The following is an 18,758-nucleotide window of genomic DNA, read 5'->3' as shown; positions in this document are numbered from 1 at the left end:
GCCGCAGATCCACGAGCGGCCCGCCGGCCGTCCGGCAGGAAGGTGGTTCAACGGACGTGACGTGCTGGTCGATCGGGTTCACCATGCACCCGATTCTGCCTGCGTGCCGACACCGCGCCCCTGCGATGGCGCGTGCGACCACCCTCGTGCGACATTCCCACTTTTCCGGGCATATCGGAATCACACCGTCCAAACGGACCGCACATTCATTGGATTATGGTGCGGGCGAGCGACGATTCGCAGCGAGGAGAGCACCGCAGTGGGCACCTTGAGTTGGCTGGAAGCGATCGTGATCGGTGGCCTGCAAGGGGTCGCGGAGCTCTTTCCGGTTTCGAGTCTCGGGCACAGCGTGCTGATTCCCGCCGTGGTCGGCGGCAGCTGGGCTCAAGATCTCGACGTCACCTCGCCCGAGTCGCCGTACCTGGCGTTCGTGGTCGGGCTGCATGTGGCCACGGCCATCGGGTTGATCGTCTATTTCTGGCGCGACTGGGTGCGCATCGTCCGGGGTCTCGTCACGAGCATCGTCCGGCGCGAGGTGGTCGAGCCCGAGCAGCGGCTGGGATGGCTTCTGGTACTCGCCACGATCCCGGTGGGAATCGCCGGACTCGTCCTCGAGCACGTGTTCCGCGTCTACCTGAGCAGACCCGAGCCCACTGCGGCCTTCCTCGTCCTCAACGGAGCGCTCCTACTCGTCGCGGAACGGTTGCGTCGACGCTCCGAGCTGCGCGAGTCCGAGCCGGCGACCGTTCCGCTCTCTCCGGTCCGGGTGTCCGCCGGCCCCGGCGCTGCCGCTCATCGCGCGGCGACCGTGCCGACCGCCGAGGAGTTGGCCGATCGCCGGCTCGCCCAGCTTCCGGTCGGGCGCGCGATGCTGATCGGGGCCGCGCAGATCGCAGCACTCGCGCCGGGCATCAGCCGGTCCGGCTCCGCCATGGTCGCCGGTCTGGGAAAGGGCCTGTCCCACACCGACGCAGCACGTTTCTCCTTCCTGCTCGCCACGCCGGTGATCCTCGCCGCGGGTGTGCTCAAGGTCGGCGACCTCGCCGGCCCGCTCGGCGACGGCATCCGGCCACAGATCCTTGTGGGCAGCATCCTCTCCGGGGTGGGCGCCTACGTGTCCGTGCGATTTCTCACGCGGTACTTCGAGACCCGCTCCCTGCGCCCGTTCGGGATCTACTGCATCGTCGCAGGTCTCGCCTGTCTCGCGTGGTTTCAGCTGCGCTGAAGCGCGGGTTCATCGGCGGCGCCTCGGGCGGATCCCCTCGACCGTTATGAATGGTTTGCGCGCTCGAGTTCCAGCAGCGTAACAAGGTGCACCGACGGAAACCTCTCTCCACATTTCGGGCATTGCCGCCAGGAATGCACAGGGAGGGCTGCCACAGTCTCTTATCCCGAGTACTCTGCACGTACCATTCGGAACCGTGGCCGATCAGGCAAATCAGAATCTATTCGCGGTCACGATAACCCTGTCCCACTCCACCATTTCGGGAGTTTATTAACGATGACCGACATATCGACCGGCCGTGGAACTGCGCCCACGTCCGGCTTCCGCCGCGAGGTCGGGCCGATCCCGTTGATGTTCATCTCCCTCGGCTCGATCATCGGCTCGGGCTGGCTGCTGGGTGCGCTCACCGCAGCCTCTGCGGCCGGCGGTGCGTCGGTCCTGTCGTGGCTGCTAGCGGGTGCGGTCATGGTGCTGCTCGCTCTCGTGCACGCCGAACTCGCCGCTGCCTACCCCTTCGCCGGTGGCACCGCCCGCTACCCGAAACTCGCGTTCGGCACGCTGGCCGGCTTCGCCGCGGGATGGGTGGGCTGGCTGCAGGCGGCCACTCTCGCGCCGATCGAGGTGGAGGCGGCGCTCAGCTATCTGGATCACATCTGGCCAGGGCTGGTCAATACTGACGGCGCACTCACCGGGCGCGGGCTGGGCATCGGCATCGCACTGATCGCGGTGTTCACGATCGTGAACATCTTGGGGGTGCAGTGGCTGGCCGAGTCCAACCAGGTCACGATGGTGTGGAAGACGGCCGTGCCGGTCCTCACCGTCATCGTGCTGCTCGCCGTGTCGTTCCACGCCGGCAACTTCACCGCAGGCGGCGGCTTCGCACCCTTCGGTGCGCACGGCGTCTTCGCAGCGTTGCCGCTGGGTGTGATATTCGCATTGCAGGGCTTCGAACAGGCTGTGCAGCTGGGGAGCGAGTCGCGCAACCCGCAGCGTGACCTCCCGCGGGCGGTGATCGGCGCGGTGCTGATCGGCACAGTGATCTACATCGGACTGGAGATCGCGTTCATCGGTGCGCTCAATCCGGCGAACCTGCTCCACGGCTGGTCGGCTCCGGTCGGCAAGGGCGACTTCGGCCCGTACGCGACGCTGGCCACCACGCTCGGGCTGGGCTGGCTCGCGGCCATCCTCTACATCGACGCGTTCGTCTCGCCCGCCGGAACAGGTCTGGTCTACGAGGGCACGTCCGCGAGGCTGGCCTACGCCCTCGGCCACTCCGGGCAGGTGCCGCGGTCGGTCGCGAAGATCAGCAAGCGGGGTGTGCCCTGGGTGGCGCTGCTGCTCGCCTTCGTGGTCGGGATCGTCTGCTTCCTGCCGTTCCCGAGCTGGCAGGGCTTCGTCAGCCTGGTCACCTCGGCCGTGGTGATGATGTACGGGTTCGCGCCCGTCACGCTGATGGCGCTGCGCCGTTCCGATCCCGACCGGGTGCGGCCCTACCGACTCAAGGGCGCCTCGGTCATCTCGCCGCTGGCGTTCATCGCGGCCAGCGAGATCATCTACTGGACGTCGTGGCCCACGGTGGAGAAGCTGCTGATCCTGATCGCCGTCGGCCTCGTGATCTTCGGTCTCTACCAACTGTTCGGCAACAGGACCCGGCGCCAGCCCCTCGACGCCCGCGCCATGCTCTGGGTGCTGCCCTGGTTCATCGGGCTCGGCGTCATCTCCTACCTCGGTCAGTACGGCGGCATCGGTGTCATCCCGCCCTGGGTCGACCTCATCGTGGTCGCGGTGTTCGCCCTGGCGGTCTTCTACGTCGGCGTGCGGCTCGCGCTCCCGCCGGAGCGGGTGGCCGAGGAGCTGATGATCGAAGAGATCGACGCCGCTACCCAGCCGGCAACGATCTAGCGGACGCCGTCAGATCCCGCCGGCGAGCAGCCGCTCGAGCGCGGCACGGGCGGCTGCGTCGCGGGCGGCGACCTTGGTGAGGTCCTCGGCGAGGGCCTGCAGCCACTGTTCGATGGTGACGGTGCGGCGACTGATCACGACGTCCCGCACGATCTGGCGCACCTCGGCCTCCACAGCGCCGTGAGGCCCCTCGCGCAGTGCCAGCTGGCGGCCGTCGCCGTGCACGACCACCGCGACCGCGCGGCCCTCCCGCCCGGCCATACGGTCGCCCAGCCCTCGCCGCCGGTCCACCTCGACCATCCCGCGTGGGAGGGCGTCGTGCAGAGCGCCGGTCAGCACCCGCGCGTAGGAGGCGACGTCGGTGCGGTCGGTGCGCAGGGAGGCGGCCAGAAGCTGCACGTCACCCATCGGCCCGAGGCCGCTCGGTTCCATGGTCATCGCAGGTCACCGGTCCGTCAGCGGCAACACGAGCTGAGGGGTCGGGATGCGGTGGTCGGGACGCAGCGGGCGCACCGCCGTGCCGATGGCGAAGAACTCCGTGGTGTGCCCGCCCCAGCGGTGCCCGTGGGAGAGCAGCTGCACCCCGACGATCCCCTCCGCGTGCAGCTCCTCGGCCTCCGCCTGCATCCGGCTCATCGCGAGCTCGCGTGCGTCGTAGAGCGCCTCGGTGAACTGCGGCAGCTCGACGTTCTGGCCGACGTTGCCCATCGCCTGCCAGAACCGCTGGTGGGCGATGTGGTACACGCATGAGCCCATCACCATGCCCAGCGGCGCGTACCCGGCTTGGACAAGCGTCCAGAAGTCCTGGCCGGACAGGTCGGAGGTGAAGGGCTGGTTGCGGTTGTTGCGCCAGGACATCCCTTCGTGACGCGGGTCGTCGGCCGTGACGGCGGTGCCGACGGCGATGAACTCGGCGAGGTCGGCGCCGAACTCCTTGAACTCGATCTGCAGCCGCACCCCGACGATCCCGTCGGCTCCGAGCTGGTCGGCCTCCGCCTCCATCCTGGTCATCGCCAGCTCGCGGGCGTGGTACATCGCCTGCGAGAGGGTGGTGAGCTCCTGGTTGCGGTTCCACCGGCCCATCTGGAATCCGACGTGGTAGATGCTCGAGCCGAGCACCAGGCCCACCGGCCGGAACCCGGCCTCCCGCACGAGCAGGAACTCGTTGACCGAGAGGTCGGAGGTGAACAGGCTGGTTGCCTGCCCGGGCCGCATCTCGGCGAGGCGACGCATGGCGTCCGCTGGGATACCCAGCTCTGTCGGGTCGGCGGTCACGGGATCTCCAGGGTGGTTCGGTCCGGTCAGCGAAGCGGCAGGAACGTCAGAGTTCGCGTCGGGGGCGTGGTGTCGGTGTGGAAGCGCACCAGCGCTGTGCCGAAGACCGTTGCCTCGGCGACGTGGTCGAGGTGGTTCTCACCCGGTTCGATCTCCCAGACCCGCAGGTCCATCGACGACACGATCGCGCCGTCGGCGCCGGACTCGTGCACGTGGTGGCCGAGCCGTCCCCGCGCGTCGGCCCGGGCGTAGGTGATCAGCTCGGTGTAACCGGCCACCTCGGTGTTGCCCGCGCCCCAGGCTGCCTGCTGCCGGGTGCGCCAGTCGTCGTGGCGGATGGCGACCGAGATGCCGTAGACGAGGTCGGTGGGCATCCACCCGGCCGTCACGAGCTTGGCGACGTCCTGCCCGGGGAGGTGCGTGCTGAAGACGCGGTGCGGCCTGATGTCACCACCAGCCCGCACGGCGGTGCCCAGTGCAGTGAACTCCCGGGGCCCTCCGGGCAGCGGCGACATCGTGAGCCCGACGCCGACGACGCCATCAGCGCCGATCGTCGCGGCCTCCTGGACCATCCGGCCCAGCGCCGTGCCGTAGCCGCGGTACAGCGCGTCGACGTAGGGACGGAAGCCCCCGAACCGCGTCGAATCCGACGACGTGATCGTCGGGGACGCCCATCCTCCGAGGCCCCCGAACCCTCCGTAGATGCCGCAGCCGCCGTAGCCGGACCAGCCGATCTGCTGGACGATCGATCCCATCACCTCGCCGACGGGCTCGAACCCGGCCACCTTCAGCCCAGCCGCCGCCGGTGCCGAGAGCAGCGACGTCCACGCCCCGCCCGCGGCCGCCCGGCGCGCCCGTTCGGCAGCAACCGGCGGCAACCCACGCCCGTCCCAGTCGGCCACGTCGTTCCTCCGCGCTCACTCGCCTCCGGACACTAGTCCTCCTGAGAGAGCGCGGTGGATCGCGAAACCGCACGTCAGGGACGGTTCGGGCAACGCGGGACGATTCCTGGCCGACCGGCGGCGGACCGAGGGATCACGTCAGGAGACGCGCCCGAGGTCGGATGACAGCCAGCGCTCAGGGCGAAGGTAGATGACCATCTGCTCGCCGTGCTCGGCCTTGGCAACCTCGACGTAGCCCGGCACGGCCTCCGCCGGCAGGTAGCGCCTGCTCAACTCCAGAAGATGCTCATCCGTGCCCGGCTCCGTGCGGGTGACCGACCCCTCGACAGCTACGTACCGCAGCGTCGGATCGACGCGATCCACCATCAACGTGAAGCGGCCGGCCGCTTGGATGAGCTTCGCCTTGGTGGACGCGACCCCGGTGAGCACCCAGGCTTCACCGCCCGGCGTGTACTGGTACCACATCGGCACCGTCAGCGGCGCGCGCTCCGGGCCGCCGGCGACGGACAGTGCGGCGATGTGAGGTTCGGCGAGGAACTGCTGGCGCTCTTCGATTGTCAGCGGCATGCGGCGAGCGTAGGGGCGCACCCCGACAATTCGGACGCCGCCGATCGGCCCGGGGCCGGAGTGAGGCTCCGGCTATCCCTTGCGAAGGTTCGGTGCCGGAGTATCGAGCAGCTCCAGACGTGCCGCGTTCCACGCCGTTCTCAGCGCCGCCTGCACCGACGCGGAGGTCGGTCCGAGCAGTTTGACGACTGCGCCGCAGCTGTTGGGCAGCTCGCTCACGCCGACGAGGACATCGGGGCAGGCGACGAGCGCCGACCGCAGCAGGTCGACCGTGCTGGGCGCATCGATCCGGTCCGTGACGATGTACAGAGTGGCGATGACGTCATGCCGGCCGAGCAGTCCGGCCGACCGCGGGTTCTCGCCGTCCGCACATGTCAGGCGCAGGGTTTCGGCGAAGAGCAACGATCCGTCGGGGCGGCGGACCTCGGTCTCCGCCCAGTACAGGTCGTAGACGCGGGCCTCGTCGTGCGCGACCCGCCCTGGCAACAGAGTCTCGCCGAGAATCACCGTGGACTCCCGGTCCGCGGTCACACTTGTTCGCTGGAAGAGCCGCGACCCGCGACACGGCACGACCGGGTCGGGCAGGTACTCCACCACGGCACCGGCGCCGACATCCAGGTTGACCAGCTGGGTGGCGAAGTTCTGGCGCATTCCGAAGACCTTGGTGGCGGCCTGGGTCGTGAGGTGCACCGCGGAGCCGGGCGCACAGTCGACATCGATACGGCACCGGTCGCCCTGGACGAAGCCGTCGCCGGACTGCTGCACGAACAGGAACGCCATATCCGGCCGGCCGGGGTCGAGATATATCGGTCGGTAGATGTGCAGCGGCGCCCGTTGATACTGGCGCTGCACGCGTGTCGCACCCGCACAGGGCGCCAATGTCAGATCGAGCAGACCGACCTTGCCCGAGGCGTCGACCCCCAGCCCGCCTTGCACGGAACCGCCGAGGGCAAGCACCTCCGCGGGCAGGTCAGCGGGGGTGTACCACGCGGGGTCCTGCCGGGAGGTCACCGCTCGGGTCATGGAGAGCCGCCGGCCGGAGCCGCGAACTGCCGGCTGATGACGTCCGAGATCCGGTCGGTGACCTCGTTCAGGCCGTCGCCGGTGAAGCAGTTCGTGAGCACGAAGGGGCGCCCGCCGCGTACGGCCCGTGCGTCCCTGCCCATCACCTCGATGTCCGCCCGCACGTACGGGGCCAGGTCGATCTTGTTGATGACCAGCAGGTCGGAGTGGGTGACACCCGGCCCCCGCTTGCGCGGGATCTTGTCGCCCTCCGCCACGTCGATGACGAAGACGAAGTAGTCGGCGAGCGCTCTGCTGAACGTCAGGGTCAGGTTGTCGCCACCCGATTCGACCAGCACGACATCCGCATCGGAGAACCGGCGAGTGAGGTCGCCGACCGCATCGAGATTCATGCTCGGGTCGTCACGCACCGCAGAGTGCGGGCACGAGCCGGTCTCCACCCCGACGACCCGTTCGGGATCCAGCACGCCGGACAGCGCGGCCCGCACATGATGGGCGTCTTCCGAGGTGAAGATGTCATTGGTCACGACCACCGGGTGATGGCCCCTGTCGAGCAACATCGGCACGAGTGCCTCGATGAGAGCGGTCTTCCCCGATCCGACCGGCCCGCCGATGCCGATACGAGTGATGCCCGGCGCGCGGGCACTGCCGAACGCATCGTCGTCCGGCGTCGGAGATCCGTGCTCGTGAGCGTGCGGGTGTCGAAAGTGCTCGTCCATTCAGGACCGTCCTCTCTCAGCTGGCGAACATTCGGAGCTCGGCTGTCTCATGACGCATCGCCATCACGTCCAGCAAGGGGGTGCAGCCGGCGATGTGCGCGACGTCCCGATCCACCGCCGTCAGCGCAGCGTCTGCGGTCACTGCTCGCACCCGGAACAGCACGCCTTGAGCGGTGCGGTGATCCGTCAAGGCCAGGCGTACTGCTGCGGCGACCCAGCCTGCTGAAAAGGCGTACAGCTCACCGGCCACGGCCTCCGGGCACGACACACCCAATGAGGCGCTGAGCAGGCCGAGGACAACCGCATGGTTCCCCGGCGTGCGTCCCGCTTCGACGAGCTCCGCGTAGTCGCGCCCCACAGCCCCGCGAAACGCGACGGCGGCGGTGCTCAGCAACGCCCGGCCGGTGCGCGTCGAGGCCTCCCGGGCCTCACGGGGGAGCTTCACGGCGGTCAGCCGGTGGTCGGCGCGCATCACCAGGTCCAGATCGAGGACACCGTCCGGGCTGGTGGCGCGATGGGCGCAGGCCAGCGCGACTCCGTCCGACGGCGCGACTCCGAAGCGCACGCAGTCGGTGAGCAGCGCCACCAGTGTGGACGGGCGGATGGGCCCGGCCGGCTCGTCGCTCTGGGCGAAGGCCTCGAGGCCGTAGGAGAGGGTGTAGCGCCCGGTCGGGAAAGCGGAGTCGCTCAGCTGCAGGACGGACAGATGACTCGCGAGTCGCGCCTGGCTGCCGGAACGCGATTTGTGCGCCATGCGGGCCATCAGACGATGTAGTACAGCTGAGACATCGACACCTCATCGACCGCATCAACCGTGGCCGGTCGGCCGTCGACGCACACCTGGTAGGTCTCCGGGTCGACGGTGATCTCCGGCGTGGCGTCGTTGCGCACCATCTGGGCTTTGCCGACAGTGCGGCAGTCCCGTACCGGTTCGACCCATCGCTGCAGGCCCAACCGCTCCGCCGCCCCGGCGTCCGCCGCGGCCTGCGAGATGAACGTCATGGACGTGCGTGCGACGGCGCGTCCCTGAGCACCGAACATCGGCCGCAACAGCACCGGCTCGGGCGTCGGGATCGAGGCATTCGGGTCGCCCATCACCGCCCAGGCGACGAAACCTCCCTTGACGACGTACTTCGGTTTGACGCCGAAGGTGCTCGTCGGCCACAGCACGATGTCCGCGACCTTGCCGGGTTCGAGCGAGCCCACCAGGTGACCGATCCCGTGGGCCAAGGCGGGATTGATCGTGAGCTTGGCGAGGTAACGCAGAATCCGCTGGTTGTCGTTCTCCGCGGGGTCACCGTCGAGGCGGCCCGTCATCTTCTTCATCTTGTCCGCGGTGCGCCAGCAGGTGGTCACGGTGTCCCCGATCCGGCCCATCGCCTGGGAGTCCGACGAGTACATGCTCAGCACTCCCATGTCGTGCAGGACGTCCTCGGCCGCTTCCGTCTCGGCCCGGATGCGGGACTGGGCGAAAGCCATGTCCTCGGGATTGTCGGGATTGAGATTGTGAGTGGCGACGGTCATGTAATAGAGGTTGTCGGCCGTGTCGGTCGTGTAGGGCCGGGTGGGATTCGTCGAGGACGGCAACACGTTCGGAAGCGACGCGATCGCCATGATGTCCGGGGCATGGCCGCCCCCGGCACCTTCCGTGTGATAGCTGTGGATGGTGCGTCCGTCGATCGCCGCGATGGTGTCGGCCAGGTAGCCGCCCTCGTTCAACGTGTCGGCATGCAGGGCGACCTGCACGTCGTACTCGTCGGCGACACGGAGCGCGCAGTCGAGCGCAGCGGGCGTTGCGCCCCAATCCTCATGGACCTTCAGCCCGAACGCTCCGGCCTGCAACTGTTCCACCAGGCTCTCGGGCCGGCTGCTGCTGCCTTTGGCGAGAAGCCCGATGTTCACCGGCAGAACTGCGGTCGCCTCGAGCATTCGCGCGATGTTCCACGGCCCCGGTGTGCAGGTGGTGCCCTTCGAACCGTCCGCCGGGCCGGTACCCCCACCGATCAACGTGGTGACGCCGCTGGACAGGGCATGCGGGATCTGCCCCGGAGTCAGGAAATGCACATGGGTGTCGACAGCCCCTGCCGTCGCGACCAGACCCTCGCCGCAGATCGCTTCCGTACCTGCTCCGACGATCAGGTTCGGATCGACGCCATCCTGGATATCGGGGTTCCCGGCCTGCCCCACACCGACGATCCGCCCGTCCTTGATCCCGATATCGGCCTTGACGACTCCCAGCATCGGATCCATCACGATGACGGCCGTGATCACCAGGTCGAGCACCCCGTCGGCGTTCCGCAGACCCGGTGCTTGCCCCATGCCGTCACGCAGCGCCTTGCCACCTCCGTAGATCGCTTCCTCTCCGGGAAGCAGCAGGCTCCGCTCGACCTGGGCGACCAGTTCCGTATCTGCCAGGCGGAACCGGTCGCCCACCGTCGGGCCGTAGAGCGAGGCGTAGTGCTGACGCGAGACGACACTCACGACCGCTTCACCTGCCCGCCCGCGCGCGGCCGGTCCTGCGTTCCGAGGAACCCCAGTTCGGCAGCGCGCCTGATCGCCCGCTCCACGCTCCGCTGCGATGACGTCCCACCGTCGAGCAGGGCGTTGAATCCGATCACCCGTCCGAGGCCGCCGAACTCGACCAGCTCGACATCGCGCTCGTCGCCCGCTTCGAAACGGATCGACGTGCCCGAGGGGACATCGAGCCGCATACCCAACGTCGACGGCCGGTCGAACTCCAACGCACGGTTCACCTCGAAGAAGTGGAAATGTGAGCCGACCTGTATCGGCCGATCTCCGGTGTTGCGGACCGAGACTCTCAGGGTCCGCCTTCCGGCATTGATCTCGATCGGCTCGGCGGAGAGCAACCACTCGCCTGGAACCACCATTGCCTCATCCCTTCCGCGCTCGGCGGCGACGTCCTCAGGAGATCGGGTTGGACACCGAGACGAGCTGGGTTCCCGTGCGGAAGGTCGCCTCGACCTGCACCAGATTCATCAGCTCCGGGACTCCCTCCATCACGTCGGCACGCGTGAGGATGTGCTTCCCGAGCTCCATGACGTCCGCGACCGACATCCCGTCCCGAGCAGCCTCCATCACGCCCTCGGCGATCAAGGCGATCGACTCCGGGAGGTTGAGCTTGACGCCTCGGTCCCGGCGTCGGCGGGCCAGCCCGGCGACCTGGTAGATCACCAGCTTCTCGCTCTCGCGCGGGCTCAGCATCAATGAGGAGACCGACTTCTCGATGCGTGGCGTTGCAGGGCCGTTGGTACTCATGAAAACCTCCGATGGCCGGGTGCTCGGCAGATCAGAATCCGGCCAGGCCCTGTGGGCTGTTGTACGGAATGCTCGCGCTGGTGACCTCGTCCAGTGAGCCGTCCGGTTGTACGGCGTAGCCGACGAGCTTCGAGGCATTCCCGTAGATCTGGTACAGGTAGACACCGTCGGGGGTCATCCAGTTGTCACTCGGGCCGCTGCTGACAGTTCCGTTGAGCGCCCTGAACGTGCCGTCACCGGTGACCTTCGGGCACGCAGGATCCTGCGCAATCGACAGCACGTTGCCGTCGATCCGGAAGCTGCTGATGTTGCTGTAACCGAAGTTCGTCGCGAAGACGAACTGGTCGTCCGGGGATACGGCCAGCCAGCACAGCTCAGAGGGCTGGCCCGCGCTGGTGTCGATCTGCACGAGTGGGCCGACGCTGAGCCGTCCGTCCGGGTCGATGCTGCCCATGACGAGCCCGTCGCCGACGGCCTCGCCGATGACGAGATGATCCGGCCGGCTGTGGAGGAAGGCGGGATAGAACGGAGAACCGCCTCCGGCATCGTGGAACGAGGGCCTGTCGAGCGTGCCGTGCGCGTCCACGGGAAATATGACGAGGCCGTCGGGATCCGGCGCATTCGAGGCGATCGACTTGGGAGTGCCGTCCGGCTTCCGGACCCAGAGAATCGGTGAGCCGTCCGGGTTCGCGGTGGGGGGCTCGTCGAACGTGGTGCCGACCAGGAGGAACTTCTCGTCGGGCGACAGCACCACCATCGTCGACACGCGGTTGGCCTTGTCCGGGGTGTTGACCGTGTACCGCTCCGGCCGCGCGGCGAGCCTGCCCTCACGGTCGACCGACATCAGCCGGACGTGGTCGGGACCGAACGCGTGAAGCACGAAGAGCGTTCCGGACGACGGCGCGTAAGCCAGGGACTTGGCGGTGCCGCTCGGCCCGGTGACGACGTTGCCCGTCCGCTTGACATCGACGAGCGAGAGCTTGCCGTCGTCGCCGACGCTGAAGCTGGAGACCGAATTGTCGCCACCGTTGGTGGTGAACAGGAACCGTCGGTCCGGCGAGAGGATGACGCTGGCCGCGCCCTCGAACGCATTAGGTGCGCTGGCCTGCCCGCTGATCGGCTTGAACACCCCGGAACCGGAACCACCCGTGGGGATCCGCTCCACCTCGGTGATCCTGCCGCTCCCCGACCGCTGATAGTGGATCACGGCATTCCGGTTTTCGTTCGTCTGCATGTAGAGGTGTCCACCATGCATCGCATCACCGCGACCAGCTTGTGGTGCCGCGGATAGCTCGTTCGACATACTCATCGCTCCCACATCAGTTGTCCTGCCCGCCACTCCGGTATCCGCTTCGTGCGGGTCGCAGCTCGGTCGGATCGCCGGCTCGTCAAGTGCCGATCGCGCGGCACCGGGGCCGATGTCTGCCCCGGTTGGCATGTCCGGCCGCCGCCGTAGCGCGCGGTGCGTCGTGTTTTCGCTGCTCGGGGCCCTACGGTCGCGGTGCGCACCGCGACTCGAACCAGTGAAAAACACCGGCAGCACTCCAACGACACCGGCACTGATGCGTCGAACTCCGGGACATACCCGGCGAATCTCGGCAGATGGAACTGGAAGGGTGGCCTCAGCTACGGGGGCGGCGACCGAGAATATTCATGACTCGGAACCTGATCGGGAGCTGATCGTTCTGGTTGAACAGCTCGGCCAGTGTGACAACCATGCCGCGGTCATCCTTCGAGCGCGACAGCCGGGCATCCACGATCGTCGTCCGCAAGCGAACGGAGTCACCAGGGCGCAGTGGCACCTGCCAGCGCACTTCGTCGACCCCAGGGGAGGCGAGGCTGGCGACCCGGGACAGGTAGTGGTCTGCGAACAGGCGCATCGCCAGTCCTGCGGAATGCCATCCGCTGGCGATGAGTCCGTTGAAGGGACCGGTCGCGGCAAATCTCTCGTCGGTATGAATCGGCTGTGGGTCGAACTGTTCGGCGAAGTCGATGATCGCTTCCTCGCTCACGGCGAGGTGGCCGTACTCATAGACCGCGCCGAGTTGGTAGTCCTCGAAGTAACGATCATCAGTGGGTGCGCTGAAGTCGGTCTCGCTGAGGGTCCGGGAGTTCGTAGCGGTGCGTGCCATGCCGCGGATGATCCCACCGCAACAGTTCAGCCTGGCCTGAACAGTTGAGCTATGGTCCGGTGGTGATCGGCGCCGATCTGGACCTCGCTGCCACAGCGCGGGCCATCGCTGAGCCACCCCGGGCGGCGATGCTGCTGCGCTTGATGGACGGGCAGGCACACACCGCGCGGGACCTGGCCGAGGCTGCCGGAATCTCGCCGCCGGCCGCGAGCCCGCACCTGCGCCACCTGGTCGATGCCGGTTTGGTCAGCGTCACCGTCACCGGTCGGCGCCGACTGCACGCGATCGCGTCTCCGGAGGTTGCCACTGCGATCGAGGCACTCGCGGCGATCTCCCCTTTGCTCCCGGTGGAATCGCTGCGTGAGGCGCACGCGGGGAGTCGGCTGCAGACAGCGCGGGTCTGCTACAGCCATCTCGGAGGTTCCCTCGCCGTTGCCCTCGCCCGCCGGATCACCGCGGACGGTGTGGTCGATGCCATGGACACAAACGGCGGTGGAACGGTCGGGACGCTCGACCATCCGCTGCTCGCCGAGCTGTCGATCATCGACCTGTCAGGGTTCACGGGCCCGATGGTGCGGGGCTGCATGGACTGGACAGAACGCCAAGCCCACCTCGCTGGGCGGCTGGGTACTGCCCTGCTGGTCGCCATGCTCGAGCACGGATGGCTACTGCGCCGCCCGGGGGATCGCGCACTCAACATCAGCGCGGCGGGTACCGGTCATCTCACCAAGCTCGGTATCTGGCCGCTCGACGCCATCGCTGAAACCACTTCGACCGGGTAGCGCGCCCGCACACGACCGACGGCCGCGCGGCGCGCCGCCCACACGATAGGAGGCGGCGTGGTGCCGCCGTCGCCGGCGACAAGCACGTGTTGAAGATCAAACAGGGGGTCTCGCCCCATTGGTGTGTCTTAAGCTCGTCGACATGAGGCAGCACGCGCTGCGCCCTGCCGAGCCGGCCCGCCGTCCCGGGGACGGTGGTGTCCGACGGGGGGCTACAGCGGCCAGCTTGGCTGAACGGCTGCTCACGTTGCAGAGACTAGCGGGCAATGCCGCGGTGAATCGCGCCCTTCGCCAGCCCACGTCGCTACCGCAGCCATCTCCGGCACCTTCGGCGCTGACATCCCTGGCCGTCAGCGTTCAGCGCGCGGCCTGGGTCGGCGGCCAGCGCGTCGACGCCTCGTCAGGGGCGGCTCTCACGCCCGAGATGCACGAGCTCGCCGCGGACCGTGACGTCCACGACTACCAGGACGAGAACGAGTTCCGTCGCCACGCCGCCGGCCAAACCGACTACCTGGGAAACATCGAGCACCAGAGGCCGGAATACAACCGCATATGGGTCCGGTTCTCCCCAACCGGTCTCAACGTGGTCGGCGAGAATCACGCACAGGTCACGCTCCCCGACATTGTCAAGGCGGTAGGGACCCGATCATTTATCTACGAGCCGTTCCCCACCGACGACCTCAGTGCCAATCCGGCAACGGCGGCAGCTTCTGACCGAGCGAACGTGGGCCCGATGGCCGCCCTCGGAATCCGCGAGAACGACAACATCCGGCAGTTCGGCGCCGAGTCGCTCTTCCCGAAGCTCGGGTACGCGTTCGCAGGCATGATGCCGTTGGCTACGCCGGACAATCTGAGCCGCATGAACGGTTTCACCGGAAAGCGCCTTCAGCACTACCTCGTGATTGCCTGGACATATGGCGGCGAGGTGCGCGCCGAGGTGGAGGCCCGGAACCAGCGGACTTCGGCGGAGGTGGCCGATGAGCCGGTCGAGCAGCACCGCGCGGAAGCGAAAATTGCGAAGTTCCACGACACCCAGCAGCTTCTCGGTGGGTTTGTCGACGCGCTCCAGTCCGACGCCGAGCTGGGTGTGAGCCTGGCGGACTGGCGTGCGGCGCATCCCGAGAGTCTTGATCGGCTGCTGGGAGAGCTCCGCGAGTTCGGTCGCAACTTCATCGAGCTCCTGGCGGCGAAAGTGGATGAAGACACGAGCCTGAGCAAATCCGACCAAAAGTACGTCAAAGCTAATCCGAACCTCGATCGCTTTCAGTACTGGCGGGATATGAAGTTTCAAGCGAGCGCACTCGCCGCCCACGCCCGCGGAGTTCGCTATGCAGGCATGGGCGCCAATCACATGAGAGATCTCCGTCGACGACTGGGCCTGAACAGAGGGATTCATTACTACAGTATTTCCGAGGAAGGCCTGGCGCAGGCAAAAATGCTCACTCGCCGACGCGCTGGAGAAATCTCACACTGAGGACACCTCCGCACACCCCACCCCGGACCACTGTTCTCTCTCGTTCGGGCACCGCGCACGCCGCAGCCACCTGTGTTCGCTACAGAACCTGCGGCCCCTCCTTCTCAAAGCGAATCCACGTCGCCGAGCACATCCTCACCATCGACCTCGACGACGGCGACCAGCGCACGGTCTCCAGGACCACCACCCAGCCGGTCCGCAGCGTCAAAGCACACCGACCCCGCACGACCCATGCTCCTAGGCCGAGTGTCAACCACGTGACCTTTCCGCTTCTGCCGGCGAGAGGACGTTTGCCCAACGGGTCGTCTGGACAGATGTCTCTCATGTTCGATGGCTTCACGGACGAGAAGATCGACGTCGGGGAGGTGGAACTTCGAGTTCGGCATGCCGGGCAAGGCCGTCCGGTTCTCCTCATCCACGGACATCCGCGCACCGGATCGACGTGGCACTGGGTCGCGCCGCAGCTGGTGGAACGTGGGTTCGCCGTCGTTTGTCCGGATATGCGCGGCTACGGGCAGTCCGGGAAGGCACGCATCCTCCCCGACCACTCCCAGCAGTCCAAGCGAGCCGTGGCAGCGGACCTGGTCCGGCTGATGAACGCCTTGGGCTACCCGGCGTTTGCCGCCGTCGGGCACGACCGCGGCTCCTACGTCGCGCTACGCCTGGCAATGGACCATCCCGACGCGGTCAGCCACCTGGTCGTTCTCGACGGAGTGCCCATCAGTGAGGCCCTCGCCCGGTGCGATGCCAAGTTCGCCCACGACTGGTACCACTGGTTCTTCTTCGCTCAGCCCGACACGCCGGAGCGGGTGATCACCGCCGATCCCGACGCCTGGTACGCCAGCAAGGCGCGTCCCAAAAGCATGGGAGCCGAGAACTATCAAGAGTTCCGGCAGGCCATCCACAATGCGGCCACCGTGCGGGCGATGCTGGAGGACTACCGCGCCGGCCTCGGAGTCGACCGGGAGCATGAGGAAGCCGACCAGCGCGCCGGTCGCACCGTGGGCTGCCCGACGCTCTTCCTCTGGTCGACCCGGGACGACATGGAGAGCCTCTACGGTGATCCGCTTGCCGTCTGGCGGGCGTGGGCCGACGATCTCCGTGGCCGCCCGATCGAGTCCGGACACCACGTCGCGGAGGAGAACCCAGACGACCTGACCGCAGCGCTGCATCACTTTCTCGTCTGACGGTCCCGCCGGCGGCCACCCAGGGCTGGGCTAGGGCGTTCCGATCCCACGACCTGGCCTGACGCATCACCGCTACCTCGACCACATTCACGTGGCAACACTCGCCCGTGAGTGCAGCGAGTACGCCCCGCTGGTGCGCCTGCTGGCCCATACCGGCCTGCGGTGCGGAGAAGCTGCGGCCATCCGCATGCGAGAAGTCGACCTGACCGGACGCCGGATCAACGTCGTGGCCTCGACGACCGAGGTCAGTGGTCAGTGGTCACCTGGTGTAGGGCACACCGAAGACGCACGCCCGGCGAACGTTCCTGCCCCTCGTTTCCTCGCGGCGGAACTCGCAGCCCTCGTGAACGGCCGCAGCGGGGACGCTCTGCTTTCGAGTCTCCGCGTGGCGCGGTTCTCCTCGTCCGGAACTTCCGCCGGAGCGTGTTCGACGCGGCCGTTCAGCGCGTGGGCCCGACCTGGTCTGCATCCGCACCAGGTGCGGCACACCGCCGCGTCACTGGCCATCGCTTCGGGCCATCCAGACGATGCTGGGGCACGCGTCCGCAACGACGACGTTGGACCTCTACGCCACCAGTTGCCGGACCGGCTCAGTGATCTCACCGACCGAATGGACTCCACAGCATGTGCCCCAGGACGAGGAACTGGAGTCCCGAGTCACACCGTTCTGCTGGTGGAGACGAGGGGAATCGAACCCCTAACCCCCGCCTTGCAAAGGCGGTGCTCTGCCAATTGAGCTACGTCCCCGTGCTGAGCGAGGACGTTACCCGCTCGGGTGGAGCGGGGGTACGCCGCCCTCAGTTCTTGGTGGCGTCGTGCCAGAGGTCGTTCTCCGAACGCGAGGCGCGGACCTTCGAGAACACAAGCGCGCCGGCCGCGATGGCAACGAGAGCTGCAATGATCTTCTTCACGGTTCACGTCCTGCCTGTCCCAGGGATGGGGAGTGGGCCCAGCTGGATTTGAACCAGCGACCTCGTCGTTATCAGCGACGCGCTCTAACCAACTGAGCTATGGGCCCCTGCGGCGCGAATGAGGTTACCTCAGCCCCTCCCGCGCCTTCCCACCGGCTCCCCCTATCGAGGGGGAGCCGGAAGGGTGGTCAGTCTCGCTCGGAGAGTGTGACTTCGATGCCGCCGACGAGGTCGGCCGAGACGTTGTAGACAAATGCCCCGATCGTGACGGCGACAGCGAACAGCAGGCTGTTGATCGCGCCGATCACCGCGGCCAGGCCGAAAACGCGCCCTGCGCTGATCAGCGGGCTACCGGTGGGCGCCTCTCCCGACACCAGGTCGGCATAGGTGCCGTTGAGCCGGTCCCAGACCCCCATCCCGTCGAGGACGCCGTACAAGACCCCGACAGCGACCATCCAGATGAAGAACAGGACCACGGCCAGCACGAGGGCGAGCTTCAGTACCGACCACGGATCGAGCCGCTTCAGCTGCAGTGCCGCCTGGCGCGGCGGTCGGCTGCGCCGTGGCCGGCCGGGCGATGCTCCCTCGCCTTCCGCACCGGTTGCGTCGGCGTCCGACGAGCCACCGGGAAGGGCCGGGGGCTCGAGGAAGGTGGTGGGCGCGTCCTCCAGCAGGCCGCCCGCCGGCCGGTCGTTGCCGGCACGCTCGAACCGCTCAGGGGCGGCCTTACCGGGAACCCGGTTCCACGGCGGAGGGCTGCCCGGTGCGGCCGTCGCCTGAGGCGGCGGCCCCTGGGTGGCCGGCGCCTTTGTAGGCGGTGCCTGGGTGGGCGGTGCCTGGGTGGGCACCGCCGGAGCCGCCGCAGGTCGCCGGTTCGGCGGGCCAGGGAGTGGGGCGGAGGCGGCCGCAGCCGTGGGGGCCGGTACGCCGTTCTCGGCGGGCCGTGCGGAATCCGCCTTGCCGGGCTTGGCGGGATTGGCGGTGGCCGGACCGTCCCCAGGTGCACCCGCGGCCGGGCGCGAGGCCGACCCATTGGCCGACGTCGGCAGCCGAAGCTCCGTCGTGACGGCCTCCGGCCCTTCCGGATCGGGCCGAGCAGGAACGCCCGATTTATCGTCACTGGCCCGAGAAGCGGCCGCGCCGTCGTCCGCGGCCCCGGCGGACTCGGGAGCCGACGAGCCCGCGGACGCGGCTGCACCGTTCGTGACCTGCGGATCCGCGGGGGCGGCGCCACCCTTGGTCTCGGCGCCGCCCGCCGCAGCGGACTCTCCGGTGGCCACCCGGCTGCGGCCGTCGGGCTCGTTCGGTTTTCTCGTCTTGTCGTTCACGAGGTGAACGTCTCCTCGGGGCCAGGTGGGGTGGTGCCGGCTCGACGGATCGCTA

19 protein-coding genes and 2 tRNA genes are annotated in these 18,758 nt (G+C 67.9%); 5 read left to right on the top strand and 16 right to left on the bottom strand.

Annotated elements, in window-relative coordinates:
* Window positions 1-259: 259 nt before the first annotated feature.
* Together ACQPZQ_RS00140 and ACQPZQ_RS00135 are read left to right on the top strand one after the other, a co-directional pair.
* Window positions 260-1,225, top strand: a complete 966-nt coding sequence (locus ACQPZQ_RS00140) for an undecaprenyl-diphosphate phosphatase (RefSeq protein WP_433290731.1) — start codon at window positions 260-262, stop codon at window positions 1,223-1,225.
* Window positions 1,226-1,501: 276 nt separating this feature from the next.
* Window positions 1,502-3,127 (top strand): APC family permease, encoded by a 1,626-nt coding sequence (locus ACQPZQ_RS00135; protein WP_433290729.1) that lies wholly within the window; start codon window positions 1,502-1,504, stop codon window positions 3,125-3,127.
* Between the two features lie 9 nt (window positions 3,128-3,136).
* Here ACQPZQ_RS00135 and ACQPZQ_RS00130 read toward each other — a convergent pair whose 3' ends face one another.
* From ACQPZQ_RS00130 to ACQPZQ_RS00075, 12 genes are all read right to left on the bottom strand, one after another.
* Window positions 3,137-3,565 carry a hypothetical protein gene (locus ACQPZQ_RS00130; RefSeq protein ID WP_433290727.1) on the bottom strand — a complete coding sequence of 143 codons (429 nt, stop codon included), beginning with the start codon at window positions 3,563-3,565 and terminating at the stop codon, window positions 3,137-3,139.
* A gap of 6 nt (window positions 3,566-3,571) precedes the next feature.
* Entirely contained in the window at window positions 3,572-4,402 is an 831-nt protein-coding gene (locus ACQPZQ_RS00125; protein WP_433290726.1) for a heavy metal-binding domain-containing protein, read from the bottom strand.
* 26 nt (window positions 4,403-4,428) lie between these two features.
* Complete coding sequence (locus ACQPZQ_RS00120; RefSeq protein ID WP_433290724.1) at window positions 4,429-5,304, bottom strand: heavy metal-binding domain-containing protein; 876 nt, start codon at window positions 5,302-5,304, stop codon at window positions 4,429-4,431.
* 138 nt (window positions 5,305-5,442) lie between these two features.
* The gene (locus tag ACQPZQ_RS00115) at window positions 5,443-5,871 is read right to left on the bottom strand and encodes a pyridoxamine 5'-phosphate oxidase family protein (RefSeq protein WP_433290722.1); all 429 of its coding nucleotides are present in this window, start codon (window positions 5,869-5,871) and stop codon (window positions 5,443-5,445) included.
* A gap of 72 nt (window positions 5,872-5,943) precedes the next feature.
* Entirely contained in the window at window positions 5,944-6,894 is a 951-nt protein-coding gene (locus ACQPZQ_RS00110; RefSeq protein WP_433290720.1) for an urease accessory protein UreD, read from the bottom strand.
* A complete protein-coding gene (gene ureG, locus ACQPZQ_RS00105; protein WP_433290718.1) occupies window positions 6,891-7,613 on the bottom strand; it encodes an urease accessory protein UreG in 723 nt (240 codons plus the stop codon). Before ureG ends, ACQPZQ_RS00110 begins: the two co-directional genes overlap by 4 nt.
* Window positions 7,614-7,629: 16 nt before the next feature.
* Complete coding sequence (locus ACQPZQ_RS00100) at window positions 7,630-8,367, bottom strand: urease accessory protein UreF (protein WP_433290716.1); 738 nt, start codon at window positions 8,365-8,367, stop codon at window positions 7,630-7,632.
* 8 nt (window positions 8,368-8,375) lie between these two features.
* A complete protein-coding gene (gene ureC / locus ACQPZQ_RS00095; RefSeq protein WP_433290714.1) occupies window positions 8,376-10,094 on the bottom strand; it encodes an urease subunit alpha in 1,719 nt (572 codons plus the stop codon).
* Window positions 10,091-10,501: an urease subunit beta gene (gene ureB / locus ACQPZQ_RS00090; RefSeq protein WP_433290712.1), complete on the bottom strand. Its 411-nt coding sequence runs from the start codon at window positions 10,499-10,501 to the stop codon at window positions 10,091-10,093. Before ureB ends, ureC begins: the two co-directional genes overlap by 4 nt.
* A gap of 34 nt (window positions 10,502-10,535) precedes the next feature.
* Window positions 10,536-10,889 carry an urease subunit gamma gene (locus tag ACQPZQ_RS00085; RefSeq protein ID WP_425564020.1) on the bottom strand — a complete coding sequence of 118 codons (354 nt, stop codon included), beginning with the start codon at window positions 10,887-10,889 and terminating at the stop codon, window positions 10,536-10,538.
* Between the two features lie 31 nt (window positions 10,890-10,920).
* A complete protein-coding gene (locus ACQPZQ_RS00080; RefSeq protein WP_433290710.1) occupies window positions 10,921-12,123 on the bottom strand; it encodes a lactonase family protein in 1,203 nt (400 codons plus the stop codon).
* Window positions 12,124-12,511: 388 nt separating this feature from the next.
* Entirely contained in the window at window positions 12,512-13,021 is a 510-nt protein-coding gene (locus tag ACQPZQ_RS00075; protein ID WP_433290708.1) for a MaoC family dehydratase, read from the bottom strand.
* A gap of 44 nt (window positions 13,022-13,065) precedes the next feature.
* On the opposite strand from ACQPZQ_RS00075, the gene ACQPZQ_RS00070 reads away from it, so the two are divergent.
* The 3 genes from ACQPZQ_RS00070 (at window position 13,066) to ACQPZQ_RS00060 (ending at window position 16,464) form a co-directional block, all read left to right on the top strand.
* Complete coding sequence (locus tag ACQPZQ_RS00070) at window positions 13,066-13,803, top strand: ArsR/SmtB family transcription factor (RefSeq protein WP_433290706.1); 738 nt, start codon at window positions 13,066-13,068, stop codon at window positions 13,801-13,803.
* 226 nt (window positions 13,804-14,029) lie between these two features.
* A complete protein-coding gene (locus tag ACQPZQ_RS00065; RefSeq protein ID WP_433290704.1) occupies window positions 14,030-15,277 on the top strand; it encodes a hypothetical protein in 1,248 nt (415 codons plus the stop codon).
* A 314-nt stretch (window positions 15,278-15,591) separates the two neighbouring features.
* Entirely contained in the window at window positions 15,592-16,464 is an 873-nt protein-coding gene (locus tag ACQPZQ_RS00060; protein ID WP_433290702.1) for an alpha/beta fold hydrolase, read from the top strand.
* Between the two features lie 671 nt (window positions 16,465-17,135).
* Here the strand turns inward: ACQPZQ_RS00060 and ACQPZQ_RS00055 are convergent.
* The 4 genes from ACQPZQ_RS00055 to ACQPZQ_RS00040 form a co-directional block, all read right to left on the bottom strand.
* A tRNA-Ala gene (locus tag ACQPZQ_RS00055) sits at window positions 17,136-17,211 on the bottom strand.
* Window positions 17,212-17,261: 50 nt separating this feature from the next.
* The gene (locus ACQPZQ_RS00050; RefSeq protein ID WP_241041611.1) at window positions 17,262-17,375 is read right to left on the bottom strand and encodes a DLW-39 family protein; all 114 of its coding nucleotides are present in this window, start codon (window positions 17,373-17,375) and stop codon (window positions 17,262-17,264) included.
* A gap of 33 nt (window positions 17,376-17,408) precedes the next feature.
* Window positions 17,409-17,482: transfer RNA gene (locus ACQPZQ_RS00045), tRNA-Ile, on the bottom strand.
* An 81-nt stretch (window positions 17,483-17,563) separates the two neighbouring features.
* Window positions 17,564-18,703, bottom strand: coding sequence for a DUF3566 domain-containing protein (locus tag ACQPZQ_RS00040; protein ID WP_433290700.1), 1,140 nt, complete (start codon window positions 18,701-18,703; stop codon window positions 17,564-17,566).
* Between the last annotated feature and the right edge of the window lie 55 nt (window positions 18,704-18,758).

Source organism: Pseudonocardia sp. CA-142604 (assembly GCF_050948475.1).
GTDB classification, from domain to species: Bacteria; Actinomycetota; Actinomycetes; order Mycobacteriales; family Pseudonocardiaceae; genus Pseudonocardia; species Pseudonocardia alaniniphila.
Note: the sequence above shows the minus strand (reverse complement) of the source record. Positions and strands in the feature narration are given on the sequence as shown.

What these genes read in the sequence shown, in the direction of transcription:
- ACQPZQ_RS00075 (WP_433290708.1), bottom strand. Translation starts at nt 13,021, where the DNA reads ATGGCACGCACCGCTACGAACTCCCGGACCCTCAGCGAGACCGACTTC.
- ACQPZQ_RS00110 (WP_433290720.1), bottom strand. Translation starts at nt 6,894, where the DNA reads ATGACCCGAGCGGTGACCTCCCGGCAGGACCCCGCGTGGTACACCCCC.
- ACQPZQ_RS00130 (WP_433290727.1), bottom strand. Translation starts at nt 3,565, where the DNA reads ATGACCATGGAACCGAGCGGCCTCGGGCCGATGGGTGACGTGCAGCTT.
- ureB (WP_433290712.1), bottom strand. Translation starts at nt 10,501, where the DNA reads ATGGTGGTTCCAGGCGAGTGGTTGCTCTCCGCCGAGCCGATCGAGATC.
- ACQPZQ_RS00135 (WP_433290729.1), top strand. Translation starts at nt 1,502, where the DNA reads ATGACCGACATATCGACCGGCCGTGGAACTGCGCCCACGTCCGGCTTC.
- ACQPZQ_RS00100 (WP_433290716.1), bottom strand. Translation starts at nt 8,367, where the DNA reads ATGGCGCACAAATCGCGTTCCGGCAGCCAGGCGCGACTCGCGAGTCAT.
- ACQPZQ_RS00080 (WP_433290710.1), bottom strand. Translation starts at nt 12,123, where the DNA reads ATGCAGACGAACGAAAACCGGAATGCCGTGATCCACTATCAGCGGTCG.
- ACQPZQ_RS00060 (WP_433290702.1), top strand. Translation starts at nt 15,592, where the DNA reads ATGTCTCTCATGTTCGATGGCTTCACGGACGAGAAGATCGACGTCGGG.
- ureG (WP_433290718.1), bottom strand. Translation starts at nt 7,613, where the DNA reads ATGGACGAGCACTTTCGACACCCGCACGCTCACGAGCACGGATCTCCG.
- ACQPZQ_RS00085 (WP_425564020.1), bottom strand. Translation starts at nt 10,889, where the DNA reads ATGAGTACCAACGGCCCTGCAACGCCACGCATCGAGAAGTCGGTCTCC.
- ACQPZQ_RS00115 (WP_433290722.1), bottom strand. Translation starts at nt 5,871, where the DNA reads ATGCCGCTGACAATCGAAGAGCGCCAGCAGTTCCTCGCCGAACCTCAC.